22 protein-coding genes and 1 CRISPR repeat array (1 of these 23 cut by a window edge) are annotated in these 24,869 nt (G+C 74.3%); of the genes, 13 read left to right on the top strand and 9 right to left on the bottom strand.

Annotated elements, in window-relative coordinates:
* Nucleotides 1-14: 14 nt before the first annotated feature.
* A complete protein-coding gene (locus HCN08_RS02755; protein WP_167981168.1) occupies nucleotides 15-878 on the bottom strand; it encodes an SDR family NAD(P)-dependent oxidoreductase in 864 nt (287 codons plus the stop codon).
* Between the two features lie 487 nt (nucleotides 879-1,365).
* Between HCN08_RS02755 and HCN08_RS02750 the strand changes: the two genes are divergently transcribed.
* From HCN08_RS02750 to HCN08_RS02720, 7 genes are all read left to right on the top strand, one after another.
* Entirely contained in the window at nucleotides 1,366-2,220 is an 855-nt protein-coding gene (locus tag HCN08_RS02750; protein WP_167981167.1) for a helix-turn-helix domain-containing protein, read from the top strand.
* Between the two features lie 58 nt (nucleotides 2,221-2,278).
* Entirely contained in the window at nucleotides 2,279-2,473 is a 195-nt protein-coding gene (locus HCN08_RS02745) for a DUF397 domain-containing protein (protein WP_167981166.1), read from the top strand.
* 105 nt (nucleotides 2,474-2,578) lie between these two features.
* Nucleotides 2,579-3,883, top strand: a complete 1,305-nt coding sequence (locus HCN08_RS02740; protein WP_167981165.1) for a prenyltransferase/squalene oxidase repeat-containing protein — start codon at nucleotides 2,579-2,581, stop codon at nucleotides 3,881-3,883.
* Between the two features lie 80 nt (nucleotides 3,884-3,963).
* Nucleotides 3,964-4,614, top strand: coding sequence for an SCO2322 family protein (locus HCN08_RS02735; RefSeq protein WP_167981164.1), 651 nt, complete (start codon nucleotides 3,964-3,966; stop codon nucleotides 4,612-4,614).
* Nucleotides 4,611-5,771, top strand: a complete 1,161-nt coding sequence (locus tag HCN08_RS02730) for a CbiQ family ECF transporter T component (protein WP_167981163.1) — start codon at nucleotides 4,611-4,613, stop codon at nucleotides 5,769-5,771. The genes HCN08_RS02735 and HCN08_RS02730 overlap by 4 nt, the downstream gene beginning before the upstream one ends.
* Nucleotides 5,768-7,396, top strand: coding sequence for an ABC transporter ATP-binding protein (locus HCN08_RS02725; RefSeq protein WP_167981162.1), 1,629 nt, complete (start codon nucleotides 5,768-5,770; stop codon nucleotides 7,394-7,396). Before HCN08_RS02730 ends, HCN08_RS02725 begins: the two co-directional genes overlap by 4 nt.
* The gene (locus tag HCN08_RS02720) at nucleotides 7,393-8,250 is read left to right on the top strand and encodes an ECF transporter S component (RefSeq protein ID WP_206318196.1); all 858 of its coding nucleotides are present in this window, start codon (nucleotides 7,393-7,395) and stop codon (nucleotides 8,248-8,250) included. Before HCN08_RS02725 ends, HCN08_RS02720 begins: the two co-directional genes overlap by 4 nt.
* Here the strand turns inward: HCN08_RS02720 and HCN08_RS02715 are convergent.
* From HCN08_RS02715 to HCN08_RS02705, 3 genes are all read right to left on the bottom strand, one after another.
* The gene (locus HCN08_RS02715; RefSeq protein ID WP_167981161.1) at nucleotides 8,231-9,007 is read right to left on the bottom strand and encodes a hypothetical protein; all 777 of its coding nucleotides are present in this window, start codon (nucleotides 9,005-9,007) and stop codon (nucleotides 8,231-8,233) included. The genes HCN08_RS02720 and HCN08_RS02715 overlap by 20 nt on opposite strands.
* Nucleotides 9,004-9,771: a hypothetical protein gene (locus tag HCN08_RS02710; RefSeq protein ID WP_240969664.1), complete on the bottom strand. Its 768-nt coding sequence runs from the start codon at nucleotides 9,769-9,771 to the stop codon at nucleotides 9,004-9,006. The genes HCN08_RS02715 and HCN08_RS02710 overlap by 4 nt, the downstream gene beginning before the upstream one ends.
* 95 nt (nucleotides 9,772-9,866) lie before the next feature.
* Nucleotides 9,867-11,924 carry an MFS transporter gene (locus HCN08_RS02705; RefSeq protein ID WP_167981160.1) on the bottom strand — a complete coding sequence of 686 codons (2,058 nt, stop codon included), beginning with the start codon at nucleotides 11,922-11,924 and terminating at the stop codon, nucleotides 9,867-9,869.
* 176 nt (nucleotides 11,925-12,100) lie between these two features.
* On the opposite strand from HCN08_RS02705, the gene HCN08_RS36390 reads away from it, so the two are divergent.
* From HCN08_RS36390 to HCN08_RS02690, 3 genes are all read left to right on the top strand, one after another.
* Nucleotides 12,101-13,318: a peptidoglycan-binding domain-containing protein gene (locus tag HCN08_RS36390; RefSeq protein ID WP_167981159.1), complete on the top strand. Its 1,218-nt coding sequence runs from the start codon at nucleotides 12,101-12,103 to the stop codon at nucleotides 13,316-13,318.
* A gap of 132 nt (nucleotides 13,319-13,450) precedes the next feature.
* Nucleotides 13,451-14,011: a hypothetical protein gene (locus HCN08_RS02695; RefSeq protein WP_167981158.1), complete on the top strand. Its 561-nt coding sequence runs from the start codon at nucleotides 13,451-13,453 to the stop codon at nucleotides 14,009-14,011.
* Nucleotides 14,012-14,220: 209 nt separating this feature from the next.
* Nucleotides 14,221-14,880 (top strand): HAD-IA family hydrolase, encoded by a 660-nt coding sequence (locus HCN08_RS02690; RefSeq protein ID WP_167981157.1) that lies wholly within the window; start codon nucleotides 14,221-14,223, stop codon nucleotides 14,878-14,880.
* 173 nt (nucleotides 14,881-15,053) lie between these two features.
* On the opposite strand, the gene HCN08_RS02685 is transcribed toward HCN08_RS02690, so the two are convergent.
* Nucleotides 15,054-15,635 (bottom strand): TMEM165/GDT1 family protein, encoded by a 582-nt coding sequence (locus tag HCN08_RS02685; protein ID WP_167981156.1) that lies wholly within the window; start codon nucleotides 15,633-15,635, stop codon nucleotides 15,054-15,056.
* Nucleotides 15,636-16,258: 623 nt separating this feature from the next.
* Between HCN08_RS02685 and HCN08_RS02680 the strand changes: the two genes are divergently transcribed.
* Both HCN08_RS02680 and HCN08_RS02675 read left to right on the top strand, forming a co-directional pair.
* A complete protein-coding gene (locus HCN08_RS02680) occupies nucleotides 16,259-16,945 on the top strand; it encodes a DedA family protein (protein WP_167981155.1) in 687 nt (228 codons plus the stop codon).
* A 177-nt stretch (nucleotides 16,946-17,122) separates the two neighbouring features.
* Complete coding sequence (locus HCN08_RS02675) at nucleotides 17,123-18,541, top strand: family 2B encapsulin nanocompartment shell protein (RefSeq protein ID WP_167981154.1); 1,419 nt, start codon at nucleotides 17,123-17,125, stop codon at nucleotides 18,539-18,541.
* 132 nt (nucleotides 18,542-18,673) lie between these two features.
* Here the strand turns inward: HCN08_RS02675 and HCN08_RS02670 are convergent, their stop codons facing one another.
* Nucleotides 18,674-19,438: an SDR family NAD(P)-dependent oxidoreductase gene (locus HCN08_RS02670; RefSeq protein WP_167981153.1), complete on the bottom strand. Its 765-nt coding sequence runs from the start codon at nucleotides 19,436-19,438 to the stop codon at nucleotides 18,674-18,676.
* A gap of 153 nt (nucleotides 19,439-19,591) precedes the next feature.
* Between HCN08_RS02670 and HCN08_RS02665 the strand changes: the two genes are divergently transcribed.
* Nucleotides 19,592-21,181, top strand: coding sequence for a Na+/H+ antiporter (locus HCN08_RS02665; protein WP_167981152.1), 1,590 nt, complete (start codon nucleotides 19,592-19,594; stop codon nucleotides 21,179-21,181).
* Between the two features lie 72 nt (nucleotides 21,182-21,253).
* On the opposite strand, the gene HCN08_RS02660 is transcribed toward HCN08_RS02665, so the two are convergent.
* The 3 genes from HCN08_RS02660 to HCN08_RS02650 form a co-directional block, all read right to left on the bottom strand.
* Nucleotides 21,254-22,003: a bestrophin-like domain gene (locus HCN08_RS02660; RefSeq protein ID WP_167981151.1), complete on the bottom strand. Its 750-nt coding sequence runs from the start codon at nucleotides 22,001-22,003 to the stop codon at nucleotides 21,254-21,256.
* A 19-nt stretch (nucleotides 22,004-22,022) separates the two neighbouring features.
* Nucleotides 22,023-22,292 carry a hypothetical protein gene (locus HCN08_RS36385; protein ID WP_167981150.1) on the bottom strand — a complete coding sequence of 90 codons (270 nt, stop codon included), beginning with the start codon at nucleotides 22,290-22,292 and terminating at the stop codon, nucleotides 22,023-22,025.
* 777 nt (nucleotides 22,293-23,069) lie between these two features.
* Nucleotides 23,070-23,285, bottom strand: coding sequence for a hypothetical protein (locus tag HCN08_RS02650; protein WP_167981149.1), 216 nt, complete (start codon nucleotides 23,283-23,285; stop codon nucleotides 23,070-23,072).
* An 847-nt stretch (nucleotides 23,286-24,132) separates the two neighbouring features.
* Nucleotides 24,133-24,869: direct repeats of the CRISPR family, unit length 28 nt; unit sequence GTCGTCCCCGCACGAGCGGGGGTTCTCC; it runs 572 nt beyond the window's last position.

The raw sequence follows: 24,869 nt of genomic DNA, 5'->3' as shown, positions 1-24,869 counted from the left end.
GCGGACGTGCCCGCTCAGCCGCCGAAGGAGGCCGGCGTGAGCTTGAGGGCGGACAGCAGCGCGCGGTCGCGCACGCCGGTGGGCAGGCGGCGGGCGATACGGACCGTGCGGGCGTCGGGGCCGACGAGGTAGCGGGTGCGCGGGCGGCGGGCGGTGAGGGCGTGGTGGACGGCGTCGACGGCCGCGTCGACCGGGTGCAGTTCGGTCGCCGCAACGGCCGCCGCGGCGCTCTCCAGGGCGCGGGCGTAGTGCCTGCCGACCTCCGGTCCGCCGGCGAGCCCGTCGGCCTGCCCGGAGCGGACGGCGCGCGCGAAGATCTCGGTGCGCATCGCGCCGGGCTCGACGAGGGCGACCTTCACGCCCTGGTGGCGCAGCTCGATGCGCAGCGAGTCGCTCAGCGAGGCCAGCGCGGCCTTGGACGCGGCGATCGGGCCGAAGAAGGGCAGCGCGACGAGCGAGCTGAGGGCGCCGATGTTGACCACCCGCCCGCCGCCGGCCCGCAGCGCGGGAAGTGCCGCGCGGGTGACGGCCATCAGGCCGAGGACGTTGACGTCGAACTGGCGGCGCAGCGCGTCGCCGGGCACCTGCTCCCAGAAGCCCTGGACGATCAGGCCCGCGCTGTTGACGAGGCCGTCGAGCCGGGCGGTGCCCAGGTGTGCGACTGCGGATCGCACACTCGCCTCGTCGGTGACGTCGAGGGCCACCGGGCGTACGTCGCCGGGGAGTTGGGCCAGGCGGGCGGCGTCGGCGGGGGCGCGGTGGGCCGCGTGGACCGTCCAGCCCTCGGCGGCGAGCCGCCGGGCGACGGCGCGGCCGAGGCCGCCGGTGGCGCCGGTGACCAGCACGGACCGGGCGGGCGGGGTGGCAGAGTGCGACACGAGTGCTGCCTTTCGGGTGGTCGGTGGGCTCCCCTCCACCCTCGGCGCGCGGGCGCCGGCCGTGAAGAGTGCCGGTTTTACCGGTGGTGGCACCACCAGGCTCGGCGCACGCCCCGGCCGGCATCGCTCGGCCCTGGGCCCGGCCGGCACCGCCCGCGCCCGGAAATCAGGCCCCGCGAGCCCCGTGCGTCAACCGCGTGACATGCCGGGCGGACGCCGTCCGGTTGATGTTCAGCCGTCCCCGGCGCCTCCCCCGTCACGCTGGTCAAGCGCCTGACGGCGTCGGTCCGGCAGTGGACCCGGAGTAACCCATCCCCCGTCAACTACCGTGCGCCATAGGGGAGTTGACTGTTCACGTACGCACACGCCGCGGGTCTTTATGGGGCAATACTGCCCCTCTGCAACGTTGTCGCCGAAATTTCCAGAAACGATCTGGACCCGGCGTGAGCGGAACGGCACACTCGAACCAGCGTCAAGAAGGGACACCATGCCGCTCAGAAGCACCGCAACCGCCCGTCAGGAGCGCCTCGGTGCGGAGCTACGGAAGATGCGCGAGGCAGCAGGAATCACCGCCCGCGACACCGCCCGTCTGCTCGGCACCGACCCGGCGAAGGTCAGCCATATCGAGGCCGGGCGGCTCGGTGTCAGCGAGGAGCGGCTGCGGCGGCTGGCGTCCTTCTACCAGTGCGGGGACGGCGCGCTCATCGACGCGCTCGTGGCGATGGCCAACGGCCTCGGCCGCAAGGGCTGGTGGGAGGCCTACCGCGGGGTGGTGCCGGCGGCGATGCTGGACATCGCGGAGCTGGAGTACTACGCCACGGGCCTGCGCACGATCCAGATCACCCACATCCCCGGGGTGTTCCAGACCGAGGACTACACCCGCACCGTCTTCGGCTACGTGATCCCGCCGCTGCCGACCGCCGAGTTGGAGGCGCGGGTCGCGCACCGCATGGAGCGCACCGGTGTGCTCTACCGCGACTCCGCGCCGCCCTACGAGGCGGTGATCCACGAGGCGGCGCTGCGCATGCGGTTCGGCGGCACGAAGATCACCCGCGCGCAACTGGACCATCTGATGGAGCTGAGCCACCTGCCGCACATAAGCGTGCGGATCGTGCCGTTCGCCGGGAGCGGCTACATCGGCACCGGGCACGCGAGCCTCTACACCTTCGGCGCGGTGCAGGCGCTCGACACGGTGCAGATCGACACCGCGCACGGCGTCACCTTTCTGCACGCCGCGCCCCATCTGCTCAAGTACCGCACCCACTTCGAGCGGCTGGCCGCCGGCGCGCTCGACGAGTCCCAGTCGCGGGACTTCATCCTCAGCGCCTCCCGAGACCTCTGACCCCCGGCCGGGAGGACCCGTCCTCCCCCACCCGGCCTCTGACCCCCGAAGGCAGCCGATGACCGCGCAGACGCTGAGCTGGCAGAAGTCCACGTACTCGGGCGAAGAGGGCGACTGCGTGGAGCTAGCGGTCGCGAAGGGGGGTGCGGTGCTGATACGGGAGAGCGACGAGCCCGGCGTCGTGCTGTCCACCACACCGTCGGCGCTGGCCCGCTTCCTGCACGCGATCAAACGCGGGGCCGCCGGGTCCTGAGCGGGCGGCGCAGGGGCCGCGTACGGCCTCCTGGAGCCCGCGCCGGAGGGCCGCGGGGCGCAGGTTAGGGTGAACGGACCCCCGACCCCGGAAAGGCCCCGCCCCATGCCTCTGCGCCGCCGTGCCGCCCTGCTGGCGACCGCCGCCTCGACGCTCGCCGCCCTCACGGCACTGGGCGGGCCGGCGCAGGCGGCGTCCGCGGACCCCGCGCCCACCGCCACGGGTACGGCCACCGGCACCGCCGCGGCGGCCCCGGCGCCCACCCGCGCGGACCTCTACGGCGCGGGCGACCCGACGTACGACGGCGTGTGGCGGCAGTCGTACGCGATACGCGCGGTGAACAGGTCCGGCTACTTCGCCTCCACCTCCGCCGTCGGATGGCTGCTCGCGCAGCAGTGCGCCGACGGCGGCTGGCCCTCCTACCGCCCGGACACCGCCAAGCCGTGCGACCCGAAGACCGAGGACACCAACGCCACCGGCGAGGCGGTCGACACGCTCCGGGCGATGAGTCCCGGCGGCGCGAGCAGGCAGGCGCTGGACCGCGGGCAGGCGTGGCTGCGCACAGTGCAGAACGCGGACGGCGGCTGGTCGTACAACCCCGGCGGGCCCTCCGACCCCGACTCCACCGCGATCGCGCTCGGCGCGCTCGGCGAGGACGCGGCCATGAAGGCCGGCGCGAAGGGCAGGTCGCCGTACGAGGCCCTGCGCGCCTTCCAGTTCGGCTGCGCCGCCAAGGCCGCCGACCGCGGCGCCTTCGGCTACCCCGGCACCGACGGCAAGCTGGCGCCCAACGCGAAGGCCACCGCCGACGCGCTGAGCGGCATGGCCGCCGCGAACCTCACCACGTACACCGAGACCGAGTCCGCGCCGCCCACGCCGAAGGCCGCGGACTGCACCGCGGACCCCAAGGCGTACGACACGCTCGACCCGCACGCCGCCGCCTTCGCCGCCGCGGACTGGCTGGCGGCCCAACTGCGCGCGGGCGGCGGGCACTTGGACGCGGTGACGCCCGGCTCCGACACCCCGACCCCGGACTACGGCACCACCGCGGACGCCGCCGCGGCCCTGGCCGTCCTGCGCCCCGCCGACGCCAAGGCCGCCTACACCTGGCTCGCCGCGAACGCCGGCGCCTGGGCCAAGGGCAACCCGGCCGCGCTCGCCCAGCTGATCTTCGCCGCCGACGCCGTCCAGGGCGGTCGCACCCTCGCCGGCGGCGCCGACCCGGTCGCCCAGCTCATCGCCCTCGGCCCGGCCCCCACCAAGCGCCCCACCGGCGCGATGACCAAGGCCGACAGCGACAAGGGCGACGCCTCCTCCAGCTCCACGACCTGGATCATCGTCGGCGCCGTCTTCGTCGCGAGCGCCGGCGCGGGCATCCTGCTCAGTGGCCGCAAGCGACGGCGCGCCTGATGCGCACGCCCCGCTTTCCCGGCGCAATATGCCGCGCCCCGCAGGCCGCCGCGCCGCAACTACCCTCCCCGCGGGCCGTCTTGCCGCGAACCGGCTCCCCACGGGCCGCCGTCGCCGTGCTCGGCCTCGTCGCCGCCCTGGTGCTGCTGCTCGCCGCGCCCGCGCACGCCGCCGGCTACCGCTACTGGTCGTACTGGCTGCGCTCCGGCAGCGGGGCGTGGACGTACGCGCAGACGGGTCCCGCGATGCATGTGCCGGGTGACGGGAGCGTCGAGGGGTGGCGGTTCGCCGTCAGCAAGGACGCCGCCGACAAGGCCGTACAGCCGCGCGGGGCGGCCGACTTCGCGGCCATATGCGGCGGGACGCCCGCCGAGGCCGGGCGCAAGCGGATCGCGCTCGTCATCGACGCCGGCACCGCCGCCGACGCGCCCGACGCGAAGGCGACGCCGCCGGCGCCCCGTACGGCGTGCGCGCGGGTGCCGGCGGACGCCTCGTCCGCCGACGCGCTCGCCGCGGTCGCGAAACCGCTGCGGTACGACTCCGCCGGCATCCTGTGCGCCATCGCCGGCTACCCGGCGGCCGGCTGCGGCGAGCAGGTCGCGGCCGGCAGCACCGCGTCGGCCCCGGAGTCCTCGCACACCGGCCCCTCGGTCGGGCTGCTCGCCGGCGCCGCGGCCATCGCCGGGCTCGCGGTCGCCGCTGTCCGGCAGTCCCGCCGCCGCGCCCGATGACCGCCGCGGCACCCTCCGCGGCACCGGCCGCCCTCCCGGCGGTCCGGCGGGCCCGCGCGCTGCACGCCGGGGCGTGGTGGGTCTGGGCGCTGGGCCTGGCGACCGCCGCGAGCCGCACCACCAACGTGCTGCTGCTCGGCCTGGTCGCCGCCGTCACCGCGTACGTCGTCGCGACCACCCGCGGGGACGCGCCCTGGGCCCGCTCCTACGGCACCTTCCTGCGGCTCGGCCTGATCGTCGTGGCCATCCGCGTGGTCTTCGCCGTCGCCCTCGGTTCGCCGATCCCCGGCACGCACACCCTCTTCACGCTGCCCCAAGTGCCGCTGCCCGGCTGGGCGCAGGGCGTCAGGCTCGGCGGGCGGGTCACCGCCGAGGCGGTGGTCTTCGCGCTGCGCGACGGCCTGAAGCTCGCGACCCTGCTGGTCTGCCTGGGCGCCGCCAACTCCCTCGCCAACCCTGCCCGGTTGCTCAAGTCGCTGCCGGGCGCGCTGTACGAGGCGGGCGTCGCGGTCGTCGTCGCCATGACGTTCGCCCCGCACCTGGTCGCCGACGTGGCGCGGCTGCGTGCCGCCCGCCGGCTGCGCGGGCGCGACGACCGGGGCGTACGGGCCCTGCTCCAGGTCGGGTTGCCGGTGCTGGAGGGCGCGCTGGAGCGGTCCGTAGCGCTGGCCGCCGCGATGGACGCGCGCGGATACGGGCGTACGGCCGACGTGCCGCCCGCCGTACGCCGGGCCACCGCCGTGCTGACCGTCGGCGGCCTGCTCGGGGTGTGCGCGGGCACCTACGGGCTGCTCGCGGCGTCCGGGGCGGGCTACGGGCTGCCGGTGCTGCTGCTGGGCCTCGCGGCGGCCACGGCGGGGCTGCGGCTCGGCGGGCGGCGCTCGCCGCGGACCCGCTACCGGCCCGACGCGTGGGGCGCCCGGGCGTGGCTGGTCGCCGGTTCCGGCGCGGCCGTGGCCGCCGCGACGATCGCCGCCGCCTCGTACGCGCCCGCCGCCCTCGACCCGCCCGCGGTGCCGCTGGCCGCGCCGGTGCTGCCGCTGTGGCCGGCCGCCTGCGTACTGCTGGGCCTGCTCCCGGCGTTCGCGGCGCCGAAGCCGCCGCGTGCCGCCAAGTCCCCGGCCTACGCGGCCACTTCGAAGAGGGCCGCGCAGTGATCCGCTTCGAGCGCGTGTCGTTCCGCTACGACGGCGCGGACCCGGACGCGCCGCCCGCGCTCGGCGGCCTCGACTTCACCGTCCCCGAAGGGGAGTTGTGCCTGGTCGTCGGCCCGTCCGGGGTCGGCAAGTCGACGCTGCTGGGCGCGGTGAGCGGCCTCGTCCCGCACTTCACCGGCGGCCACCTGACCGGCAGGGTGACCGTCGCCGGCCGCGACACCCGCACCCACCGCCCGCGGGAACTCGCCGACGTCGTCGGCACGGTGGGCCAGGACCCGCTCTCGCACTTCGTCACCGACACCGTCGAGGACGAACTCGCCTACGGCATGGAGTCGTTGGGCGTACCGCCGGAGACGATGCGGCGGCGGGTCGAGGAGACGCTGGACCTGCTGGGGCTCGCGGACCTGCGCGACCGGCCCATCGCGGCGCTCTCCGGCGGCCAGCAGCAGCGGGTCGCGATCGGCTCGGTGCTGACCGTGCACCCGCGGGTGCTGGTGCTCGACGAGCCGACGTCCGCGCTCGACCCGGGCGCGGCCGAGGAGGTGCTGGCCGTCCTCCAGCGGCTCGTGCACGACCTCGGCACGACCGTGCTGCTGGCCGAGCACCGGCTGGAGCGGGTCGTGCAGTACGCCGACCAGGTCGTCCTGCTGCCCGCGCCGGGCGCCCCGCCCGTCGTGGGACCGCCGGCCGAGGTGATGGCCGTCTCGCCCGTGCACCCGCCCGTCGTGGCGCTGGGCCGGCTCGCCGGCTGGTCCCCGCTGCCGCTGTCGGTCCGCGACGCCCGCCGCGCCGCGGCCCCGCTGCGCGAGCGGCTGGCCGGCCGCACCCCGCCCACCGTGGTCGGCGCCGCCGGTGAACTGCTCGTAGAAGCAAGGCGGTTGGCCGTGCGGCGCGGGCGCGTCGAGGCGCTGCGCGGGGTGGACCTGACCGTACGGGCCGGCGAGACGGTCGCGCTCATGGGGCGCAACGGCGCGGGCAAGTCCACGCTGCTGTCGGCGCTGGTGGGGCTGCACGCCCCGGCGGCGGGCTCGGTGCGCGTGGGCGGCGCCGTCCCGCACCGCACCCGGCCCGCCCAACTGCTGCGCCGCGTCGGGCTCGTGCCGCAGGAGCCGCGCGATCTGCTGTACGCCGACACCGTCGCCGCCGAATGCGCCGCCGCGGACCGCGACGCCGCGGCCCCGCCCGGCAGTTGCCGCGCCCTGGTCGCCGAGCTGCTGCCCGGCGTGCCGGACGGCGTCCACCCGCGGGACCTGTCGGAGGGCCAGCGGCTCTCCCTCGCGCTGGCGATCGTGCTGACCGCGGGCCCGCCGGTGCTGCTGCTCGACGAGCCGACCCGCGGCCTGGACTACGCGGCGAAATCCCGGCTGGTCGCCCACCTGCGCGGACTCGCCGCCGCGGGCCATGCGATCGTCCTGGCCACGCACGACGTCGAGTTGGCCGCCGACCTCGCCGACCGGGTGGTGATCCTCGCCGACGGGGAGGTCGTCGCCGACGGCCGGGCCGCCGACGTCGTGCTGTCCTCCCCCGCCTTCGCCCCCCAGACGGCCAAGATCCTCGCCCCCGCCCCCTGGCTGACCGTCACGCAGGTCGGCGACGCGCTGGCAGCCCTGGAGGCGGCACAATGAGCGGGCGCACGCAGGCCGGCGCAATGGGCCGGGCGCGGACCCGGACACGTACCGACCCCGTACGGCTCGGGCCGCGCGGGATCGTCGTCCTGGCGCTGGTCTCGGCGGTCGGGGTGGCCGCCTTCTGCTGGCCGCTGCTGGCCGCGCACGGCTCCGCGGTCGCCGCGCACAGCGCGGACGCGCCCTGGCTGTTCGCGGCGCTGCTGCCGCTGCTGGTGGCCGTCGTCATCGCCACGGTCGCGGACGACGGGATGGACCCGAAGGCCGTCGCCATGCTCGGCATGCTCGCCGCGGCGGGCGCGGCGCTGCGTCCGCTCGGCGCGGGCACGGCCGGCATCGAGCCGATGTTCTTCCTGATGGTGCTCTCCGGCCGGGTCCTCGGGCCCGGCTTCGGCTTCACCCTCGGCTCGCTCACGATGTTCGCCTCCGCGCTGCTGACCGGCGGGGTCGGGCCGTGGCTGCCGTTCCAGATGCTGGCAATGGGGTGGGTCACGATGGGCGCGGGGCTGCTGCCGCGCCCATGGCTGCGCGGGCGGCCCGAGCTGCTGATGCTCGCGGTGTACGGGGCCCTGGCGGCGGTGGCGTACGGGACGGTGATGAACCTCCAGGGCTGGCCCTACATCGGCGGCCTGGCCTCGGACATCAGCTACTCCCCGCACCTCTCGCTGGGCGCGAACCTCGCGCGCTTCGCCGCGTACTGCCTGACCACGTCGCTCGGCTGGGACCTGCCGCGCGCGGCCCTGACCGCGGTGCTGTCCTGCACGCTCGGCCCGCCGGTGCTCGCCGCGCTGCGGCGGGCGACCCGGCGGGCCTCGTTCTCCCCTGCGACGTCGTTCACTCCGCCGGAAGGGTGAGGATGTGCGCGGCGAGCGACCGGTAGCGGGTCAGCGCCACGCGCAGCGCCTCGGTGTCGGCGCCTTCCGCCGACCCGGTCCGCAGGGCGTCGCGACGGGCCTCCACGGCACGCTCCAGGCGCGCGATGGCCTCGTCCAGTACGGCGTCGGCCTCGCGGACCGCGGCCCGCGGGTCGTCGACGAACGTGTGGACCGCGTCGTCCATGCGGCGGCCGAGCCGCGCGGCCTCGGCGCGCGACGCCGGGTCCGGGCCCTGCGGGGTCCCGTCCGGCGACGGCGCCTGAGCGGGCCCTTGCGCCGGCCCTGTCACGGGCCGGGTCCGCTCGGCCTGGGGAGCCTCGGCACGGGCCGCCCGGGGCTCCGGGCTCATGGCCTGCGGAGCGTCGGGGGTCGCTTTCTCGCGCCCGGGGCTTCCGGTCCGCGGGTCCCGGCCCGCGGAGTCCGTGGTGTGTGCGTCGCCCGCCGGCCCCGCGCCCCGCGCCGGGCCGCTCGCACCGGCTGCTTCCCGCGTGGCCGCGGTGTCGCCCGCCCGCGCGGAGCCGCCGCCGGCCGCGGTCGTACGCGCTGCCTCGGTCGTACGCCCGGGGTCGCGCGTGCCCGCCTCGGTCGTACGCTCAGGGTCGCGCGTGTCCGCCGCCTTGGTCGTACGCCCGGGGTCGCTCACGTCCGCCGCCTTGCTCGTACGGTCCGCGTCCTCGCCGTCGGCCGTACGCGTCGGGTCCTGGGTGTGCCGTGCCTGGGCCGTGGTGTCCCTCACTGGTGCGCCTCCGTCCGTCCACGTTCCGTCAGTGCCGCGAACCGCCTGCCGAGCGTCTTGTGCCCGTCCTTGGAGCCGTCCGCCGCACCGTCGTGCGGTACGGGGCCCTCCGCCGGGTCCGGGGCCTGCTCGGCGGCCGGCTCGGCCGTCCGCTCGGGCTCGGGCGCCGGCGTCGGCGCCTGCGTACCGTCGGCGGTGTCCGGCGTGCCCGCGCCCCGGTGCGTGCCGGAGCGCAGCAGCTCGGTGAACAGGCCGCGCGCGGCCACCAGCGCGGTGCGCTGCTCCTCGGTGTCGAGGCGGTGCCCGCCGCCCGCGGCCAGGGTCGCGGCGTGCGCGTCGCGGTAGCCCTGGACCTGGTGCGGGTGGTGCACGGACAGCGCGTCGACGTGCTCGGGCGAGTCGGCCGGCGGGTAGCCGCGGTCGACGGCGAGGTCGGCGATGAGCGTGTCGGCGGCGCCGAGCGCGCCCGCCGGGTCGTCCACGAACTGCCCCTGGACCGCGCGCCAGCGGGCGGCGTACCGCTCGCTCTCCTCGGCGGTCAGCTCGCGCGGCTCGATGCCGCGGTAGCGCTTGAGCCGCTCGCCCAGTTCGCGCCGGGTGGCGCGGGCGTCGCCGTCGTGCAGGCTCAGGGTGCGCTCGTACTCGGGGCCGAAGCGCCGCTTCAGGTTCGGACCGGCTCCGCCGCCCCGTAGGACGAGGGCCGCGACGACCGCGGCGACGATGATCACCGCCGCCACGACGGCGATGATCGCTGCTGTGGACATGGTCTGCCTCCGTCTGTTCCGGTGGTCGCCCTCCAGACGGTCGGTTTGCCGCGAAAGGGCGGCGCAAACCCGTAAGTGCCCGCGGGGGCGCGGCTTCAGGCCTCGCCGCCGGCGGCCTCGCGGACCGCGCGGGGCTTGCGGTCGGGGTGGTCGGTGTCGCCGCCGCACAGCTCGGTGGCGAGCTTGCGGACCAGCGCGGCCAGCTCCTCGTGCCCGGCGGGGTCCCAGTCGCCCAGCAGGCCGGCCAGGACCGAGCGGCGGGCGTCGGTGAGGCGTTCGGCGAGCGCGGCGCCGGAGGCGGTCAGGACCAGCGGGTTGCCGGCGCGCACCGCGTAGCCGCCGGACTCCGCCTCGACGGCGGCCTCCTCGATGACCTGGGCCGGCACGGTGGTGCGGCGCGCGAGCTCGACGGGGTCGGCGCCGCCGTCGTGGGCCAGCCGCAGCAGCAGCCAGCTGGTGGCGGGGCGGATGTCGAGGCCGGCGAGGCGGGTGATGCGCTCGTACAGGTCGCGGCGCGCGTCGCGGCTGCCGAGCAGCGACAGGCAGCGGGCGATCTCGTCCAGCGAGGACCGCTCGACGGGGTTGACGCCGACCGTCTCGCCGCCGTCCGGCACGGTGACGCTGCCGCGCAGCGGCTGCTCCTTGAGCAGCCACGCCATGGCGAAGCCGAGCGCGGCGACCGGCACCGCCCACAGGAAGACGGTGGTGATGGCCTGTGAGTACGCGTGCAGCACGGGTGCCTTGACGACCGGCGGCAGCCGGCCCACGGCCGTGGGATCGGCCTGGAGCTGCCCGAAGTCGAAGCCGGGCGGCACGGGTACGCCGCGCAGCGCCGCGGTGAGCTTGTCGGAGAGCTGGTTGGTGAAGACGGTGCCGAAGACGGACACGCCGAAGGACGCGCCGATGGAGCGGAAGAAGGTCGCGCCGGAGGTCGCCGAGCCCAGGTCCTCGTATCCGACGGCATTCTGCACGGCGAGCACCAGCACCTGCATCACCAGGCCGAGCCCGAAGCCGAAGACGAAGAAGTACAGGCTCATCACCCAGGTGGCGGTGTGCTCGTCGAGGGTGTGCAGGAGCAGCAGGCCGACCGCGGTGACGGCGGTGCCGATGATCGGGAACGGCTTGTAGTGCCCGGTGCGGCTGACGATCTGCCCGGAGCCGGTGGAGGCCACGAGCAGGCCGACGACCATGGGGATCATGTGGACGCCGGAGAGCGTCGGCGAGTAGCCGTGCACGACCTGGAGGAAGGTCGGCAGATAGGTCATGGCGCCGAACATGGCGAAGCCGATGATGAAGGAGATCACCGAGCAGACGACGAAGGTCCGCACCCGGAACAGCCGCGGCGGCAGGACGGGTTCCTGGGCGCGCCGCTCGATCAGGACGAACACGCCGACCAGCAGCACGCCGACGACGGCGAGGGTGATGATCGCCGCCGAGCCCCACGCCAGGGTGCTGCCGCCGAGCGAGGTGACCAGCACCAGGCAGGTCGCGGCGGCTGCGACGACCGCCATGCCGAGGTAGTCGATGCGGTGGTCGGTGCGGCGGGCCGGGATGTGCAGGACGGCGGCGATGACGGCGAGCGCGATGACGCCGATCGGCAGGTTGACGTAGAAGACCCACCGCCAGGACAGCTGCTCGGTGAACACCCCGCCCAGCAGCGGCCCGAGGACGCTCGCGGCGCCGAACACCCCGCCGAAGACGCCCTGGTAGCGGCCACGGTCGCGGGGCGGCACGATGTCGCCGACGATCGCCATGGACAGCACGATCAACCCGCCGCCGCCCAGGCCCTGGAGGGCCCGGAAGGCGATCAGCTCGCCCATGGACTGCGCGACTCCGCACAGGGCCGAGCCGACCAGGAACAGGACGATGACGCCCTGGTACAGCCGCTTGCGGCCGTACATGTCGCCGAGCTTGCCCCACAGCGGGGTCGCGGCGGTCGAGGCGAGCAGGTAGGCGGTGACGACCCACGACAGGTGGTCGATGCCGCCGAGTTCGCTGACGATGGTGGGCAGCGCGGTGGAGACGATGGTCTGGTCGAGGGCGGCGAGCAGCAGGCCGAGCGCGAGGGCACCGATGGCGATCCGCACCTGGCGCCGGTCCTGGCCCTCGCCGGGCGTCCCGGGCGCCACGGCGGTGGCGGTGTCCTGCGCCATCAACGGCTCCTCGCGTCGCCCCCCGACGGTCGGACTCTCATCGTCGCACCGTTTGTACGGATATGACGTGCGGGAGTGCGCCAGTGGGAGGGACCGGGTAGGCGGCGGCATGGTGTGTCGGCATAATCACTGACACGTCTACGCGAACGCGCGAACGACGGCAGGAGGGGAACCCAGTGGCGCCGCAGCAGCCGCACCGAAGAGCCGGGTCGTACGAGTCCGACGACGGCGGTGTGACGGATGTGACGAGTGGGACCGGCGAGGTCATCCAGGGCACCGTCGTCAAGGGCGGGCACGCCGACGACGACTCCGCCATAGGCACAGCCGTCATGGACGGCGGGGCAAACGGCGTGGCAATAGGCCACGCCGTTGCGGACGGCTCCGCCATGGGCGGGGCCATGACCGGCGGCGTGGCAATGGGCAAGGCCGTGGCGGGCGGCGTGGCAATGGACGACGCCGCGGGCGATGGCGCCACCCGGGCCGACGAGCGCTCGGCCGAGCGCGCCGCGGCGCTCGCGGTGACCGAGGGCTTCCATCCGCTGCGCGTACGCCCCTACGTCGCCGACTCGGAGGACGCCTTCCCCGCCGGTACGACCGCGCGCCCGCTCATCGACGTCGACCCCGACGGCGGTCCCGCGACCACCGACCTCGGCCTCTTCCCGGCGGCCTACGCCGAGATGGAGGCCGCCGAGGAATACCCGCAGGAGCACCCCGCGGACGGCGGCGGCGCCGAGGAACCGCCGGGCCTGGTCGGCGCCACGGGCGCCGCGCACGGGCGGCACCGGCGCAGGCGGCGCGGCATCGTGGTGGCCGCGGCGGCCGTCGCCGCGTCCGCGCTGGCCGCCGGGGCGGTGGCCGTGACCGGCCAGGTGATGGGCGACGAGGGCTCCGCCAAGCGCGCGCTGCCCGAGCCGTCCGCCGCCTCGCCGGACGTCACGCTGCCCGCCGACGCGGCGCCGGGCGCGGCCTCCGAGCCGGTGCCCGTCACGCACCACCCGATGCGGGCCACGACGACGCCCGCGCCGAAGACGACGCCGCCCTCCTCCGCCACGCCCTCCGCCTCGGCCACCACGACCGCGCCGCCGACCACCCCGGCGAGCACCACGCCGTCGCAGAGCCCGACCGGCACCCCGCCGCCGGCCTCCCAGCCGTCCGTGCTCAGGCTCGGCGACAGCGGCCCGGCGGTCCAGGACCTCCAGCGCCGGCTGACCGACGTATGGGTCTACCACGGGCCGCAGAACGGCACGTACGACCAGCGCGTGCAGCAGGCCGTCGCGATGTTCCAGGTCTGGTACGGCGTCCAGGGCGACCCGTCGGGCGTCTACGGGCCCGCGACGCGCACCGCGCTGATGGCCGCGACCGCCTCCGACGACGGGCACGACCACCACCGCTGAGCGCTTCCGCGCGGGGCCTTCCGCCGGGGCGTCGCCATGGGCCCGCTGGGGCCGCCGGCCGCGCCCGTAGGAGCCGCCGGCCCGACCGCCCCTCCCGGCTCGGTCCGTCCCGGTCCGGGTAGTGTCACCGGAATGCCGCGGTTCACGAGGGAGCAGTTCCAGCTGGTCCTGTTGCGCAGGATGGCCGACCACCACCCCGAGCTGGTGGACGACGCCCTGCGCGAACTCGGCGCCACGCACGCCGACCTGCGCGAGGCGCACCGCAACTGGCAGGCGCGGCTGCGCTCGCGCACGCATCCCGGCGGCGCCCAGCGGTACCGGATCACGCTCGGCGTGCCCGAGCGTGAGGTGCGGCGGCAGGTCGGGGACCTGGTGTGCACCGCGCTGCAATGGCCGCTGCCGCTGTGGCCCGACCTGCGCTTCGAGGTGCTGTGCGCACCGGGCGGGCAGGCGGTGTGGAACGAGTGGCTGGTCCGCGCCCCGGGCGCGGCGCCGCCGGCGCTGGAGGACGTCGCGGACCTGGCGCCGTGGTCGTGCGTCGTCGAGGACGTGGTGCGGGCCTTCCCGCCGACCGAGCCGCTGCCGCCCGACGCGCCGAGCCGTGCGAGGCTGGCCTTCACCGCGCCGGTGACGGGCGAGCGGCTGGTCGCGCACTTCACGTGGGGCCTGCTGCAGTACGTCGCCGACCGCTGACGTTCCGGCGACGTGGCCGGCCGTACGTGGTCGGCCGTATCCGCCGGCGATCGGCGCGCCGCCGAAATCGGGGCTGGCGTACTGGCCCGCGGTTTTGTATCGTGCAGGAACAAAGTGGTTCCGCCCGCTCGCCCTGACCGTCGGGCGGAACCACTGCGTACGTCCCGCGAGGCCGCCGCCGGACCCCGCGACGCCTGCCGAGGAGCCCCATGCCGTCCGCGCCCGTCACGTTCACCACTCGCGCCCTGCTGCTCGACATGGACGGCACGCTCGTCGACTCCCACGCCGTGGTCGAACGCTGCTGGACCCGCTGGGCGGTGGCGCACGACCTCGACCCGGCCGCCGTCCTGTCCGTGGTGCACGGCCGGCAGGGGCACGCCACCATGGCCGCGCTGCTGCCGGGCCGCCCGATGGCGGAGAACTACGCCGAGAACGCGGTGCTGCTCGCCGAGGAGACCGCCGACCTGGACGGCGTCGTCCCGATCCCCGGCGCCCCCGCCTTCCTCGCCGCCCTCGCCGGCTGCCCGCACGCGCTGGTGACCTCCGCGAGCGAGGGCCTGGCCCGGGCGCGGATGGGCGCCGCAGGCCTGGCCATGCCGCCCGTGCGGGTGACCGCCGAACGGGTCGGCGCGAGCAAGCCGGACCCGGAGGGCTTCCTCAAGGGCGCCGCCGAACTGGGCTTCGGGCCCGCCGACTGCCTGGTCTTCGAGGACGCCGAGGTCGGCATCGCCGCGGCCCGGGCCGCCGGGATGCCGGTGGTGGGCGTCGGGGCGCGGGCCGCGGCCTTCGCGCCGGACGCGCTCGCCGGCTCGCTGGAGGCCGTCACGGTGAGCGCCGCCGGCGGGCTGCTCACCGTGACCGTGGGCTGAGCCGCAGCAATGTGCCAAGCCGGCTCGGCAATATGCCGAGCCGGACGCCGACGCCGGGCGCCCGGCCGGACGCCGATGCCGGATACCCAGCCGGACGCCGATGCCGGATACCCAGCCGGACGCCGATGCCGGATACCCAGCCGGATGCCCCGCCGGACGCCCGGCCCGGATGCTCAGCCGGCGATCGCCTCGGCAAGGCTGAAGGCGGCCAGCACCACCATGACGCCGGCGGCGATCTTCGTGATCAGCTTCAGCGGCACCTTCTTCATCAGCATCCGCCCGCCGAAGATGCCCAGCGCGCCCACCGCCCACAGGCCGAGCACCGCGCCAATGGCCACGGAAACCGGATTGTCGTACCGGGCGGCGAGGTTGGCCGTCATGATCTGCGTCAGATCGCCGAACTCGGCCACCAGGATGAGCATGAAGCCCGCGCCCGCGACCTTCCAGAAGGACTGGTCGGCGGGCGGCCTGACCTCTTCCTCCTCCTCGCCCTTGGAGAACAGCAGCATCGCCGCGCCGCCGAGGAAGAGCAGGCCCACCACGCCCTGCACCAGGCGGTGCGGCAGCAGCGTCAGGAGGCTGCCGGCGGCGATGGCGAGGGCCACATGGACCACGAAGGCCGCCGCGACGCCGGCGAAGACGTAGGAGGCGCGGTAGCGCGTGCCGAGCATCAGGCTGGCGAGCGCGGTCTTGTCGGGGAGTTCGGCCAGGAAGATCACGCCGAAGACGACGACGATGACGGTCAGGCTGAGCACGGGTCGGGTTCCTCGATCGGTAGGGGCCGCCCTGCCGAGAGACACACGAGAACGGGGTCGCTTCGGCACGGCAGCGTCGGGACACTGCGGCCGAAGGTCTCGCTGGCGGCGGCACGCGGTCGGTATCGATCACGTATCGCTGCCTCCGGGCGCCGGCCCGGTCCATTGCCGCGCCGTTCGGCGAAGCACATGGAACCCGGCAGTATGTCGACGGTCCGGCGAAGAGCTACTCCCCTTCTGCTGCGACCAGTGTACGGGACCCCGGACCTGGGCAGATTCAGGTACCGGCGGGATCGCGGCCGTGTGCCGCGGCGGCATGCCGACGCGGTACCGGAGGCACTTCCACGGCGGCCGGCACGTTGATCGGGCAGGTATTCCTGTCGTGACAAGGTCGTGATTGTCTCGTACGTCACGCACCCTGGCAGGGACCGCCGGGCCGTGCTGGCGTAACCTGTACGGCTGACGGCGGATGAAGATCCGCCGCCGTTGACGCGAGACCGGCACGGACAGCCCAGCAAGGCTCTGACCAGCACAAACGGTCACCGAACGCGCTTCGTTACGGCACCGCAGGACCCGACAGGACCAGATGGCAAGCGTAGGACCGGCGAAGACGAGGAGGCGCGGTGCTGCAAGGCCTGGGCTCTCTTTTCGAGTGGCCGTGGATCTATGTGCTCGTCGCGCTGTCCGTCCTGCTGGACGTCTTCGTTCCCGTGCTGCCGAGCGGTGTGCTCGTCGTCAGCGCCGCGACCGCCGGCTCGTCCGGCACCAGTGACGGCCTGCTCGACGTGCTCGCGCTGCTGGGATGCGCGGCCGTCGCCTCCTGCCTGGGTGATCTGATCGCCTACCGGCTGGCCTTCCGCGGCGGCGACTGGTTCGCCCGCCGGATGGCCTCCTCGCGCCGCCTGGAGGCCGCCCACGACCGCCTCGGCCAGGTGCTGGCGCACGGCGGTGGCGCCCTGGTGGTGCTCGCCCGGTTCGCCCCCGCGGGCCGCAGCGTGGTGAGCCTGGGCGCCGGTACGGCCCGCCGCCGACCGCGCGAGTTCCTGCCGTGGTCGGCGCTGGCCGGGGTGTGCTGGGCGTCGTACAGCGTGGGCCTGGGCTGGGTCGGCGGCGAATGGCTGGGCGCGAGCTGGCTGGGGACGCTGATGTCGTTCGTGGCGCTGCTGGGCGCGGGCGCGTTCGCCGCGTACGTCTTCCGCCGGGAGCGCCGTACGGCGATGGCCGCCGCCACGTATGCCGCGGTGCCGCTGTCGATCCCGCCGCAGGGGACCGCCGGGCCGGACCGCAGTTCGGTCGTCGAGGCGCTGTAGGTCGCCGTAGGCCGCTGCAGGTCGCCGTAGGCCGCCGCAGTTCGCCGTAGGCCGCCCGTTTCCTGCACCAGTGCCCCGTTCCGTCAAAAGTATTCTCACTCGATACGGCAATAGGCAACACGCAGCGTAACGACAAGAATTCTCCCGTATCACCCCCATACGGGAAGGACAGGCACCATGTCGGTAGATGCGGGCCAGGACACCGCACTCGGCAATTCCCCGGACAACGCGCGGACGAGCCTCGACACCGCGGCTGCGCGGAATCTGGCCACGACGACCAAGTCCGCGCCCCAGATGCAGGGGATCTCGTCCAGGTGGCTGCTGAAGGCGCTGCCCTGGGTGCAGGTCAACGCGGGCACGTACCGCGTCAACCGGCGGCTTTCGTACGCCGTCGGGGACGGGCGGGTGACGTTCGTCAAGACCGGGTCGCATGTCCGGGTCATCCCGCAGGAGTTGGGCGAGATCGCCGCGCTGCGGTCCTTCGGCGACGAGGAGGCGCTGACCGCGCTCGCCGACCGCTTCGTGCAGCGCGAGTTCGCCCCGGGGGACGTGCTGGCCCAGGCCGGGGAGCCGGCCCACACGGTCTACCTGATCGCGCACGGAAAGGTGGAGAAGCTCAGCGAGGGCTCCTACGGCGAGCAGAACCGTCTCGGCACGGTCGCCGACGGCGACCACTTCGGCGAGCAGGCGCTGCTCGACGGGGACAGCGAGTGGGCGTACACCGCCCGCGCGGTCACCGCGACGACGGCGCTGGCACTGTCCCGGCAGGACCTGGAGCAGCTGCTCGCCCAGGCCGGCTCGCTGCGCGAGCACCTCGCCGCCATCCGGCTCATCCCCTCGCAGCGGACCAACCGCAAGGGCGAGGCCGACATCGCCTTCGCCTCCGGCCACCGGGGCGAGCAGCAGCTGCCGGGCACGTTCGTCGACTACGAGGTCCGGCCGCGCGAGTACGAGCTGAGCGTCGCGCAGACCGTGCTGCGGGTGCACAGCAGGGTCGCCGACCTCTACAACGAGCCGATGAACCAGACCGAGGAGCAGTTGAAGCTCACGATCGAGGCGCTGCGCGAGCGCCAGGAGCACGAGCTCATCAACAACCCGGAGTTCGGCCTGCTCCACAACGCCGAGTACGACCAGCGCATCCAGCCGCACGCCGGGCCGCCGCTGCCCGACGACCTGGACGAGCTGATCAGCCGCCGGCGCGGCACCCGCTTCCTGTTCGCCCACCCGCGCACCATCGCGGCGATCGGCCGGGAGTGGACCAGGGCCGGCATCTACCCCGACCCGGTGGAGCTGCACGGCCACACCGTGCCGGCCTGGCGCGGCGTCCCGATCCTGAGCTGCAACAAGATCCCGGTCACCGAGGCCAGGACCAGCTCGATCATCGCGGTCCGCACCGGCGAGGACAACCAGGGCGTGATCGGCCTCAACCAGACCGGCCTGCCCGACGAGTACGAGCCGGGGCTCAACGTCCGGTTCATGGGCATCGACGACAAGGCGGTCATCAGCTATCTGGTCAGTACGTACTTCTCGGCGGCGGTCCTGGTGCCGGACGCGCTGGGCGTGCTGGAGAACGTGAACGTGTCGAACTGGCGCTGATTCCCCGCCCCTTGGGGGCTCAGCTTCCCCGCCCCTTGGGTGGTCAGCAGTCATACGGAGCCGCGTGAGGGGGTGGGAAGGGGCCCCGTCGCCGGTCCGGGCGGTGGGGCCCCGCCGCCCGGACCGGCCGCGTCAGTAGTGGATCGCGCCCTTGGCGCCGACGCCCACGGCGATCGCGTCGCCGTTGATGGCCACGCTGAGCGGGCTGGCGAGGAAGGCCACCACCGAGGCGACCTCCTCGGCGGTGACGATGCGGCCGATCGAGATACCGGCGACCGCGGCGCGCTCGACGTCGGCGGCCTCCACCCCGCGGGCCGCCGCCATCGCGGCGAGCGTCTGCGGGGTCTTCTCGGTGCGGGTCAGGCCCGGGTGGACGACGACCACGTTGACGCCCTGCGGGCCCAGCTCGTCGGCGAGGTTCTTGGTCAGCGCCGCGACCGCGACATTGCGCACCGAGCCGACCAGGCTGCCGCTCTGCCGGGCCGCCAGGCCGCTGATGTTGACGATACGGCCCCACCCCGCGGCCGTCATGCCCGGCGCGAACGCCCGGGCGGTGCGCAGATAGCCGCGTACCTTGACGTTGATCTCCGCCTCCAGGTCGCTCTCCTCGAAGCGCCCGGAGCTCGGGGTGGCGGCGGCGTTGACGAGGATGTCCACCCCGCCGAGCCGCTCGTTCACCTCGCGGGCCAGCGCGGCGACCGAGGCGTCGTCGCCGGTGTCCGCGCTCACCGCCACCGCGCCCGGCACCTGCGCCGCCGCCGCGGCCAGCGCCTCCTCGCCGCGGGCCACCAGCGCCACCCGTACACCCTCCGCGGCCAGCGCCTTGCCCACTGCCAGGCCGATGCCCTTGCTGCCGCCGGTGACCACGGCCCGCCGTCCGTCCAGTCGCAGATCCACGATTCCTCTTTCCGTTCCGGGTTCCCGTCCGGTCAACCCGGCCGCCCGCGCTCCTCTTCCCCTTCCCCCGGCAGCCGCCGGCCTCGGGGCGTCAGCGGCTGCCACCGCCCGTCGCATAACGGAAAAACAGCGACGTAATGGGATAGTGATCCCGTGCGCGGGCTGGAGATCATCGTCGTGGTGCTGACGGCTGTGCTCGCCCTGACCTGGCTCGCCCAGCGGCTGCGGGTGAGCGAGCCGCTGCTCCTGCTGCTCGGCGGGCTGGTGCTCGCCGCGGCCCCCGACATCGGCGGGGTGCACCTGTCCGGGAACGTCGTGCTGCTCGGCTTCCTGCCGCCGCTGCTCTACGCCGAGGCGCTGACCATCTCGCAGTACCAGATCCGGGCCAACTTCCGGGTGATCGTGCTGCTCTCGGTGGGCCTGGTGCTCGCCACCACCGCGACGGTCGCGGCGACCGGCCACGCCTTCGGGCTGACCTGGGCGGTCGCCTTCGTGCTGGGCGCGGTGCTCTCCCCCACCGACGCGACCGCCGTCGCGGCCGTCGCGCGCGGGCTGCCGCGCCGGTTCCTCACCACGATGCAGGCCGAGAGCCTGGTCAACGACGGTACGGCGCTGGCCGCGTACGCCGTCGCCGTGGACGTGGCGACCGGCCGCAACTCCTTCTCCTGGGGCGAGGCCGTGGGCCGCTTCCTGCTCGACTACGCGGGCGGGCTGGCGATCGGCGCGGGCGTGGGGCTGCTGGTGATCGCGGTGCGGCGGCATCTGCACAGCACGCCGCTGGAGAGCGGGTTGAGCGTGCTCACGCCGTTCGCGGCGTATCTGCCGGCCGAGGCGGCCGGCGTCTCCGGGGTGCTCGCCGTGGTGGTGGGCGGGCTCGTCATCAGCCGGGCGAGCCCGCTGCTCATCCCGGCGCGCAGCCGTATGCAGGTCGTGGACTTCTGGAGCGTCACCGCATTCCTGCTCAACGGCTCGCTGTTCGTGCTGGTCGGCACGCAACTCCCGCATGTCGTCGGTGACTTGACGGCCATGAGCCCCTGGCGGGCGGTGCAGCTCGCGGCGGCGGTCAGCGCGGTCGTCATGGCCACCCGGCTGGTCTACGTCTTCTTCAGCCCCTACGCCGTACGGGCGGTGGACCGGCGCAAGGTGCAGCGGCTGCGCCGCATCCCGCCCCGCTACCGCATCCCCACCGCGTGGGGCGGGGTGCGCGGCGGCGTCTCGCTCGCGGCGGCGCTGTCCATGCCGACGCTCACCGAGAGCGGGCAGCACCTGGCCTCGCGCGACACCGTCGTCTTCGTCACCGCCATGGTCATCGTCGCGACCCTGCTGCTCCAGGGCCAGACCCTCCCCGCGGTCATCCGCTGGGCCCGCCTGCCGCCGGACCGCGAGGCCGACACCGAGGAGCAACTGGCCTACCGCCACATCGCGGAGGCCGCCCTGGAGTCGCTGCCCGGCCACGCCGCCCGGCTGCACACGCCGGCCGCGGTCGTCGAACGGGTCGGCAATGAGCTGCGGGCCCACGCCGCGATGACCGAGGGCCCCTCGCCGGGCCACCGCACGGAATACGCCCTGCGCCGGCAGATCATCGCCGCCAAGCGCACGGCGCTGGTCGATCTGCGCGACCGGCGGCGCATCGACGACTCGGTGCTGCGGCGGGTGCAGGAGTCGCTGGACGCGGAGGATCTGCGGCTGGAACTGGGCCTTGAGGGCCACCGGTTGGCGCATCATCCGCAGCCGGAAGGCTGAGCAATGTATGCCGGGTTACGGTCCGGGCGGCGGCGGGGTGCCCGTTGCCGCCGCCGCCCGGACCCGGCGGGCTCAGCCCAACTGGCGGAAGACGTCCGCGGAGACGGCCAGGCCGCTGCCGAAGGGCGCGTCCAGGTCCCAGATGAGGAACAGCAGGAAGGCGATCAGCGCGCTGAAGAGCCCGGCGAGCAGCAGTTCGCGCGCCGAGCGGCGGATCTGCAAGGTGAAGATCAGCCCCACGGTGACCAGCGCGCCGGTCACCAGGCCGAACCACACCACCGGCGGCATCGTCGCCCCGGCGCTCTGCGCCCGCGTGGTACGCGCCGCGTCGGCGGCGGCGACCTCGTCCACCACGGGCTGGTACGCCTGCGCCTCCAGGTCGGTGGTCGGGGCGAACTGCGTGACGTCGGTGCGTACCTTGTCCAGAAGTTGTGTGCCGTGCGGCGAGACGTCGCCGTGCTCGCGCATGTACGGCCACTCCTTGTCGGCGACGAAGGCGGCGTACGCGTCCACGTCCGCGCGTACCTTGTCGCGTACCGCGGGCGGGTAGACCTGCACGCGCTCCTTGACCTCGTGCAGCGCCTGCGCCTCGGCCTGGACGGCGGTCTGCGCCCCGCCCTGGCCCTCCCACACGCCGGCGATCGCCAGGCCGAGCACGATCGCGTAGATCACGCCGATCATCATGACCATGTACTCGATGACGTCCGGTGTCTCGTTCGGGTCGTCGTCCTCGCCGATCCTGCGCTGCCGCAGCACGACCACGACGATCACGACCGCGCAGACCGCGACCATCGCGATCAGCAGGGCCAACCATTGCGTCATGTGAACTCCCCCTGCCTGCTTACCGGTTGTTCCTGCGATAGGCCCCTGAGCCGGGTTTGAGCACCGCGGCGGCCAGCAGCCCCGGCACGGTCGTGAGCAGCAGCGCGGTGGTGAGCTTGCGGCGGTGCGGCTGCGGGGCGGCGGCCGGGACGACGGCTTGCCTGGGCCAGTGGACGACGGGCGGGGCGGGTTGCGGCGCGGGGGCCGGTTCGGGGGGCGCGGGGTTTGGCTTGGGCGCTGCGGGTTTGGGGGCGGGCTTGGGTGCGGGCTTGGGAATGGCTCTCACCACCGGTTTCGGCGTGGGCTTGGGCTTGGGTGTGGGTTTCGGTTGCGGCGCGGGGGTGGGCGGCGGAGTCGGCGTCGGCTTGGGTGTGGGCGTGGGCGTCGGCGTGGGCGTCGGCTTGACCGGCGGTTTCGGCTTGTGGCAATGCAGCGGCGGCGGCCACTTCCACTCCCGATGCCACCGCCCGCACCAGTACGCCGGCCGCGGCAGACGCGGCGGCTTCGGCCGGTGCGGCTTGCGGGGCTTGCGCGGTTTGTGCGGCGGCCCCGGCGTATGACGCGGCGCGTGCGAGGGCTTGGCGCCATGCGCCAACGAAAGCCCCCCGCCGCCAGCACCGCCCCCGCCACGGCCACCAGCACCAGCACCAGCACCAGCACCAGCCAGTCGTACGGGACCGGCCACCGGCAGTTCCCCACCCCCGGGCACGGACAATTGCGCGGCGAACTCGGAGGCCCCCGCGATCCCCGGCAGACGCGGACGCCCGGGAGCAGCCTCGGCCGCCCCCTGAACCCCCCACGCCCCGACAGCCGCCGTGACCACGGCAACCACCGCCCAGACCCGCAGACGCCTCCCCCTAGAAGTGCTCACGCCTTCATCGTCAGCACCCCGGCCCCCCGCACGAGCCCCCAAGCCCGACATTCCCCGTAAGGAGTAACACCCCCACCAAACATACGATCATCCGTACGAACCACTTCCCAGCCACCCCCACCGCGACATCGCGCAGCCCGGGTTCGCCGCCGCAGCCGGCAGGACACGGGCAAGACTGGGCCAGGCCCGGGCCCGTCAGTCCTCGTACCGGGACAGAGCCAGCCCGAGAGCGAAGAAGGTGGGTGCCCACTCACCGACGAAGATCCCCCACCTGTCGGCGCGGCTCACGCCCGACGCCTCCGCCTGCATCGACAGCGCCCACGCCACGACGGACAGACCGATCGACGCGAGACCGGCATCAAAGCAGTGGTCGGCTCGCAGGCCCTTGTCATGCAGCAGTTTCACAATCACCGGGCGCTCCTACGTGAGGTCGGGGTTCCACTCTCGACCCGGACGCTCCCGAGCGCTCGCCGTGCGGGCAGACGGGTGACGACCACGATCCCGTGGCCCCGGGCCGGCGGGGAGCCGAGCGGGGCAGGGGGAGTCCGCAAGGGAAGGCAAGGCGTGGACGGTCTCAAGCCGTCGACATCCGCCGCATAGTTTCCCGACCAAGCCTCTGACCTGCAACAAGGCCGCCCACTACCCGGCTGACCTGCGAGAACGCATCCCCGCGCTTCTCGGCCTCATGTGTGCCACAAGACGACCACCTGACGCCGTGCCCGCCAACAGTCACCCGCGTCTCACCCCCCGGCAGCAGCACGCCGCAAACCCCCGCGGACTCCCCCGAACCTCCGTACGAACAGGGCTCCCCCGTCTGCGAGCCGGCCAACGACCACGCCGCAGCCACCCACTCACGCCCCACCCCCACGATCTGGTCGAACATGCCCGCCGCCGACAGACCACCCTCACCCGCACCGCCACCGCTACACAGCCGCCCACCCCCCGTACGCTCCAGCTCAACGGCGAACAGCGGCATCCGCGCCCAGCACCAAGCCACTGCCTGCCGTTGACGCCACCAACGGGGCCTAATGCCGCAGCTCATCGGCAACTACCCCAGTCCGCGCCACCCTCCGCCCACGAGACCACAACCACGCCCCGCCTCCCCCATAAACTGTCCTCAACCTACAAAGACGGCCCCCAAACACCCGGCGGTAAAGTGATCACCCCTTGGTCCACCAGACCAACACACCTCGGGCCCGGCCACGAACGACTAAAGAAAAACCGACCCTCCGGCCGATAGAATCCCAGCTCAGCAAGTGTCGTCCCCGCACGAGCGGGGGTTCTCCCCGGGCGGCCAGCTGCGCGCCGAGCGCTTCGGGGTCGTCCCCGCACGAGCGGGGGTTCTCCCAGATCGTGAGTACGACGGAGTACGCCTCCGTCGTCGTCCCCGCACGAGCGGGGGTTCTCCTCGGACCTGTCGTCTCCGCCATTACGCCCTCGTGTCGTCCCCGCACGAGCGGGGGTTCTCCTGCGCACGTCCATCGACATGGGGCCGGGCGCGTGTCGTCCCCGCACGAGCGGGGGTTCTCCCTTCATCTTCGACGGCGGGACCGTCCCGGACCAGTCGTCCCCGCACGAGCGGGGGTTCTCCTGCTGCAGGTCCTGTTGGCGCAGGAGGCTTTCGGTCGTCCCCGCACGAGCGGGGGTTCTCCTTCCCACGTCAGAACACTTTTGAACGTCGTTCTGTCGTCCCCGCACGAGCGGGGGTTCTCCTCCGTGGTCAGGCACTGGCCTGCCCCCCTCGCTGTCGTCCCCGCACGAGCGGGGGTTCTCCCCCGGCTGACGAGACCTTCGGTCTCAGCCGGGTGTCGTCCCCGCACGAGCGGGGGTTCTCCGCCCGAACGACCCGGCGACGGACACCTGCGGGGGTCGTCCCCGCACGAGCGGGGGTTCTCCCATGGTGCGGGCCTGGTCGATGACGACTTCCTGGTCGTCCCCGCACGAGCGGGGGTTCTCCCTGCACGAAACTGATCCTCGGCGGCCTGTCGAAGTCGT

It is taken from the genome of Actinacidiphila epipremni, assembly GCF_012034175.1.
Lineage (GTDB): Bacteria > Actinomycetota > Actinomycetes > Streptomycetales > Streptomycetaceae > Actinacidiphila > Actinacidiphila epipremni.
This window is presented reverse-complemented; position numbering and strand designations above follow the sequence as displayed.

Coding starts and splice junctions, on each gene's coding strand:
- HCN08_RS02750 (WP_167981167.1), top strand. CDS start 1,366: ATGCCGCTCAGAAGCACCGCAACCGCCCGTCAGGAGCGCCTCGGTGCG.
- HCN08_RS02745 (WP_167981166.1), top strand. CDS start 2,279: ATGACCGCGCAGACGCTGAGCTGGCAGAAGTCCACGTACTCGGGCGAA.
- HCN08_RS02740 (WP_167981165.1), top strand. CDS start 2,579: ATGCCTCTGCGCCGCCGTGCCGCCCTGCTGGCGACCGCCGCCTCGACG.
- HCN08_RS02730 (WP_167981163.1), top strand. CDS start 4,611: ATGACCGCCGCGGCACCCTCCGCGGCACCGGCCGCCCTCCCGGCGGTC.
- HCN08_RS02720 (WP_206318196.1), top strand. CDS start 7,393: ATGAGCGGGCGCACGCAGGCCGGCGCAATGGGCCGGGCGCGGACCCGG.
- HCN08_RS02710 (WP_240969664.1), bottom strand. CDS start 9,771: ATGTCCACAGCAGCGATCATCGCCGTCGTGGCGGCGGTGATCATCGTC.
- HCN08_RS02705 (WP_167981160.1), bottom strand. CDS start 11,924: ATGGCGCAGGACACCGCCACCGCCGTGGCGCCCGGGACGCCCGGCGAG.
- HCN08_RS02695 (WP_167981158.1), top strand. CDS start 13,451: ATGCCGCGGTTCACGAGGGAGCAGTTCCAGCTGGTCCTGTTGCGCAGG.
- HCN08_RS02690 (WP_167981157.1), top strand. CDS start 14,221: ATGCCGTCCGCGCCCGTCACGTTCACCACTCGCGCCCTGCTGCTCGAC.
- HCN08_RS02675 (WP_167981154.1), top strand. CDS start 17,123: ATGTCGGTAGATGCGGGCCAGGACACCGCACTCGGCAATTCCCCGGAC.
- HCN08_RS02660 (WP_167981151.1), bottom strand. CDS start 22,003: ATGACGCAATGGTTGGCCCTGCTGATCGCGATGGTCGCGGTCTGCGCG.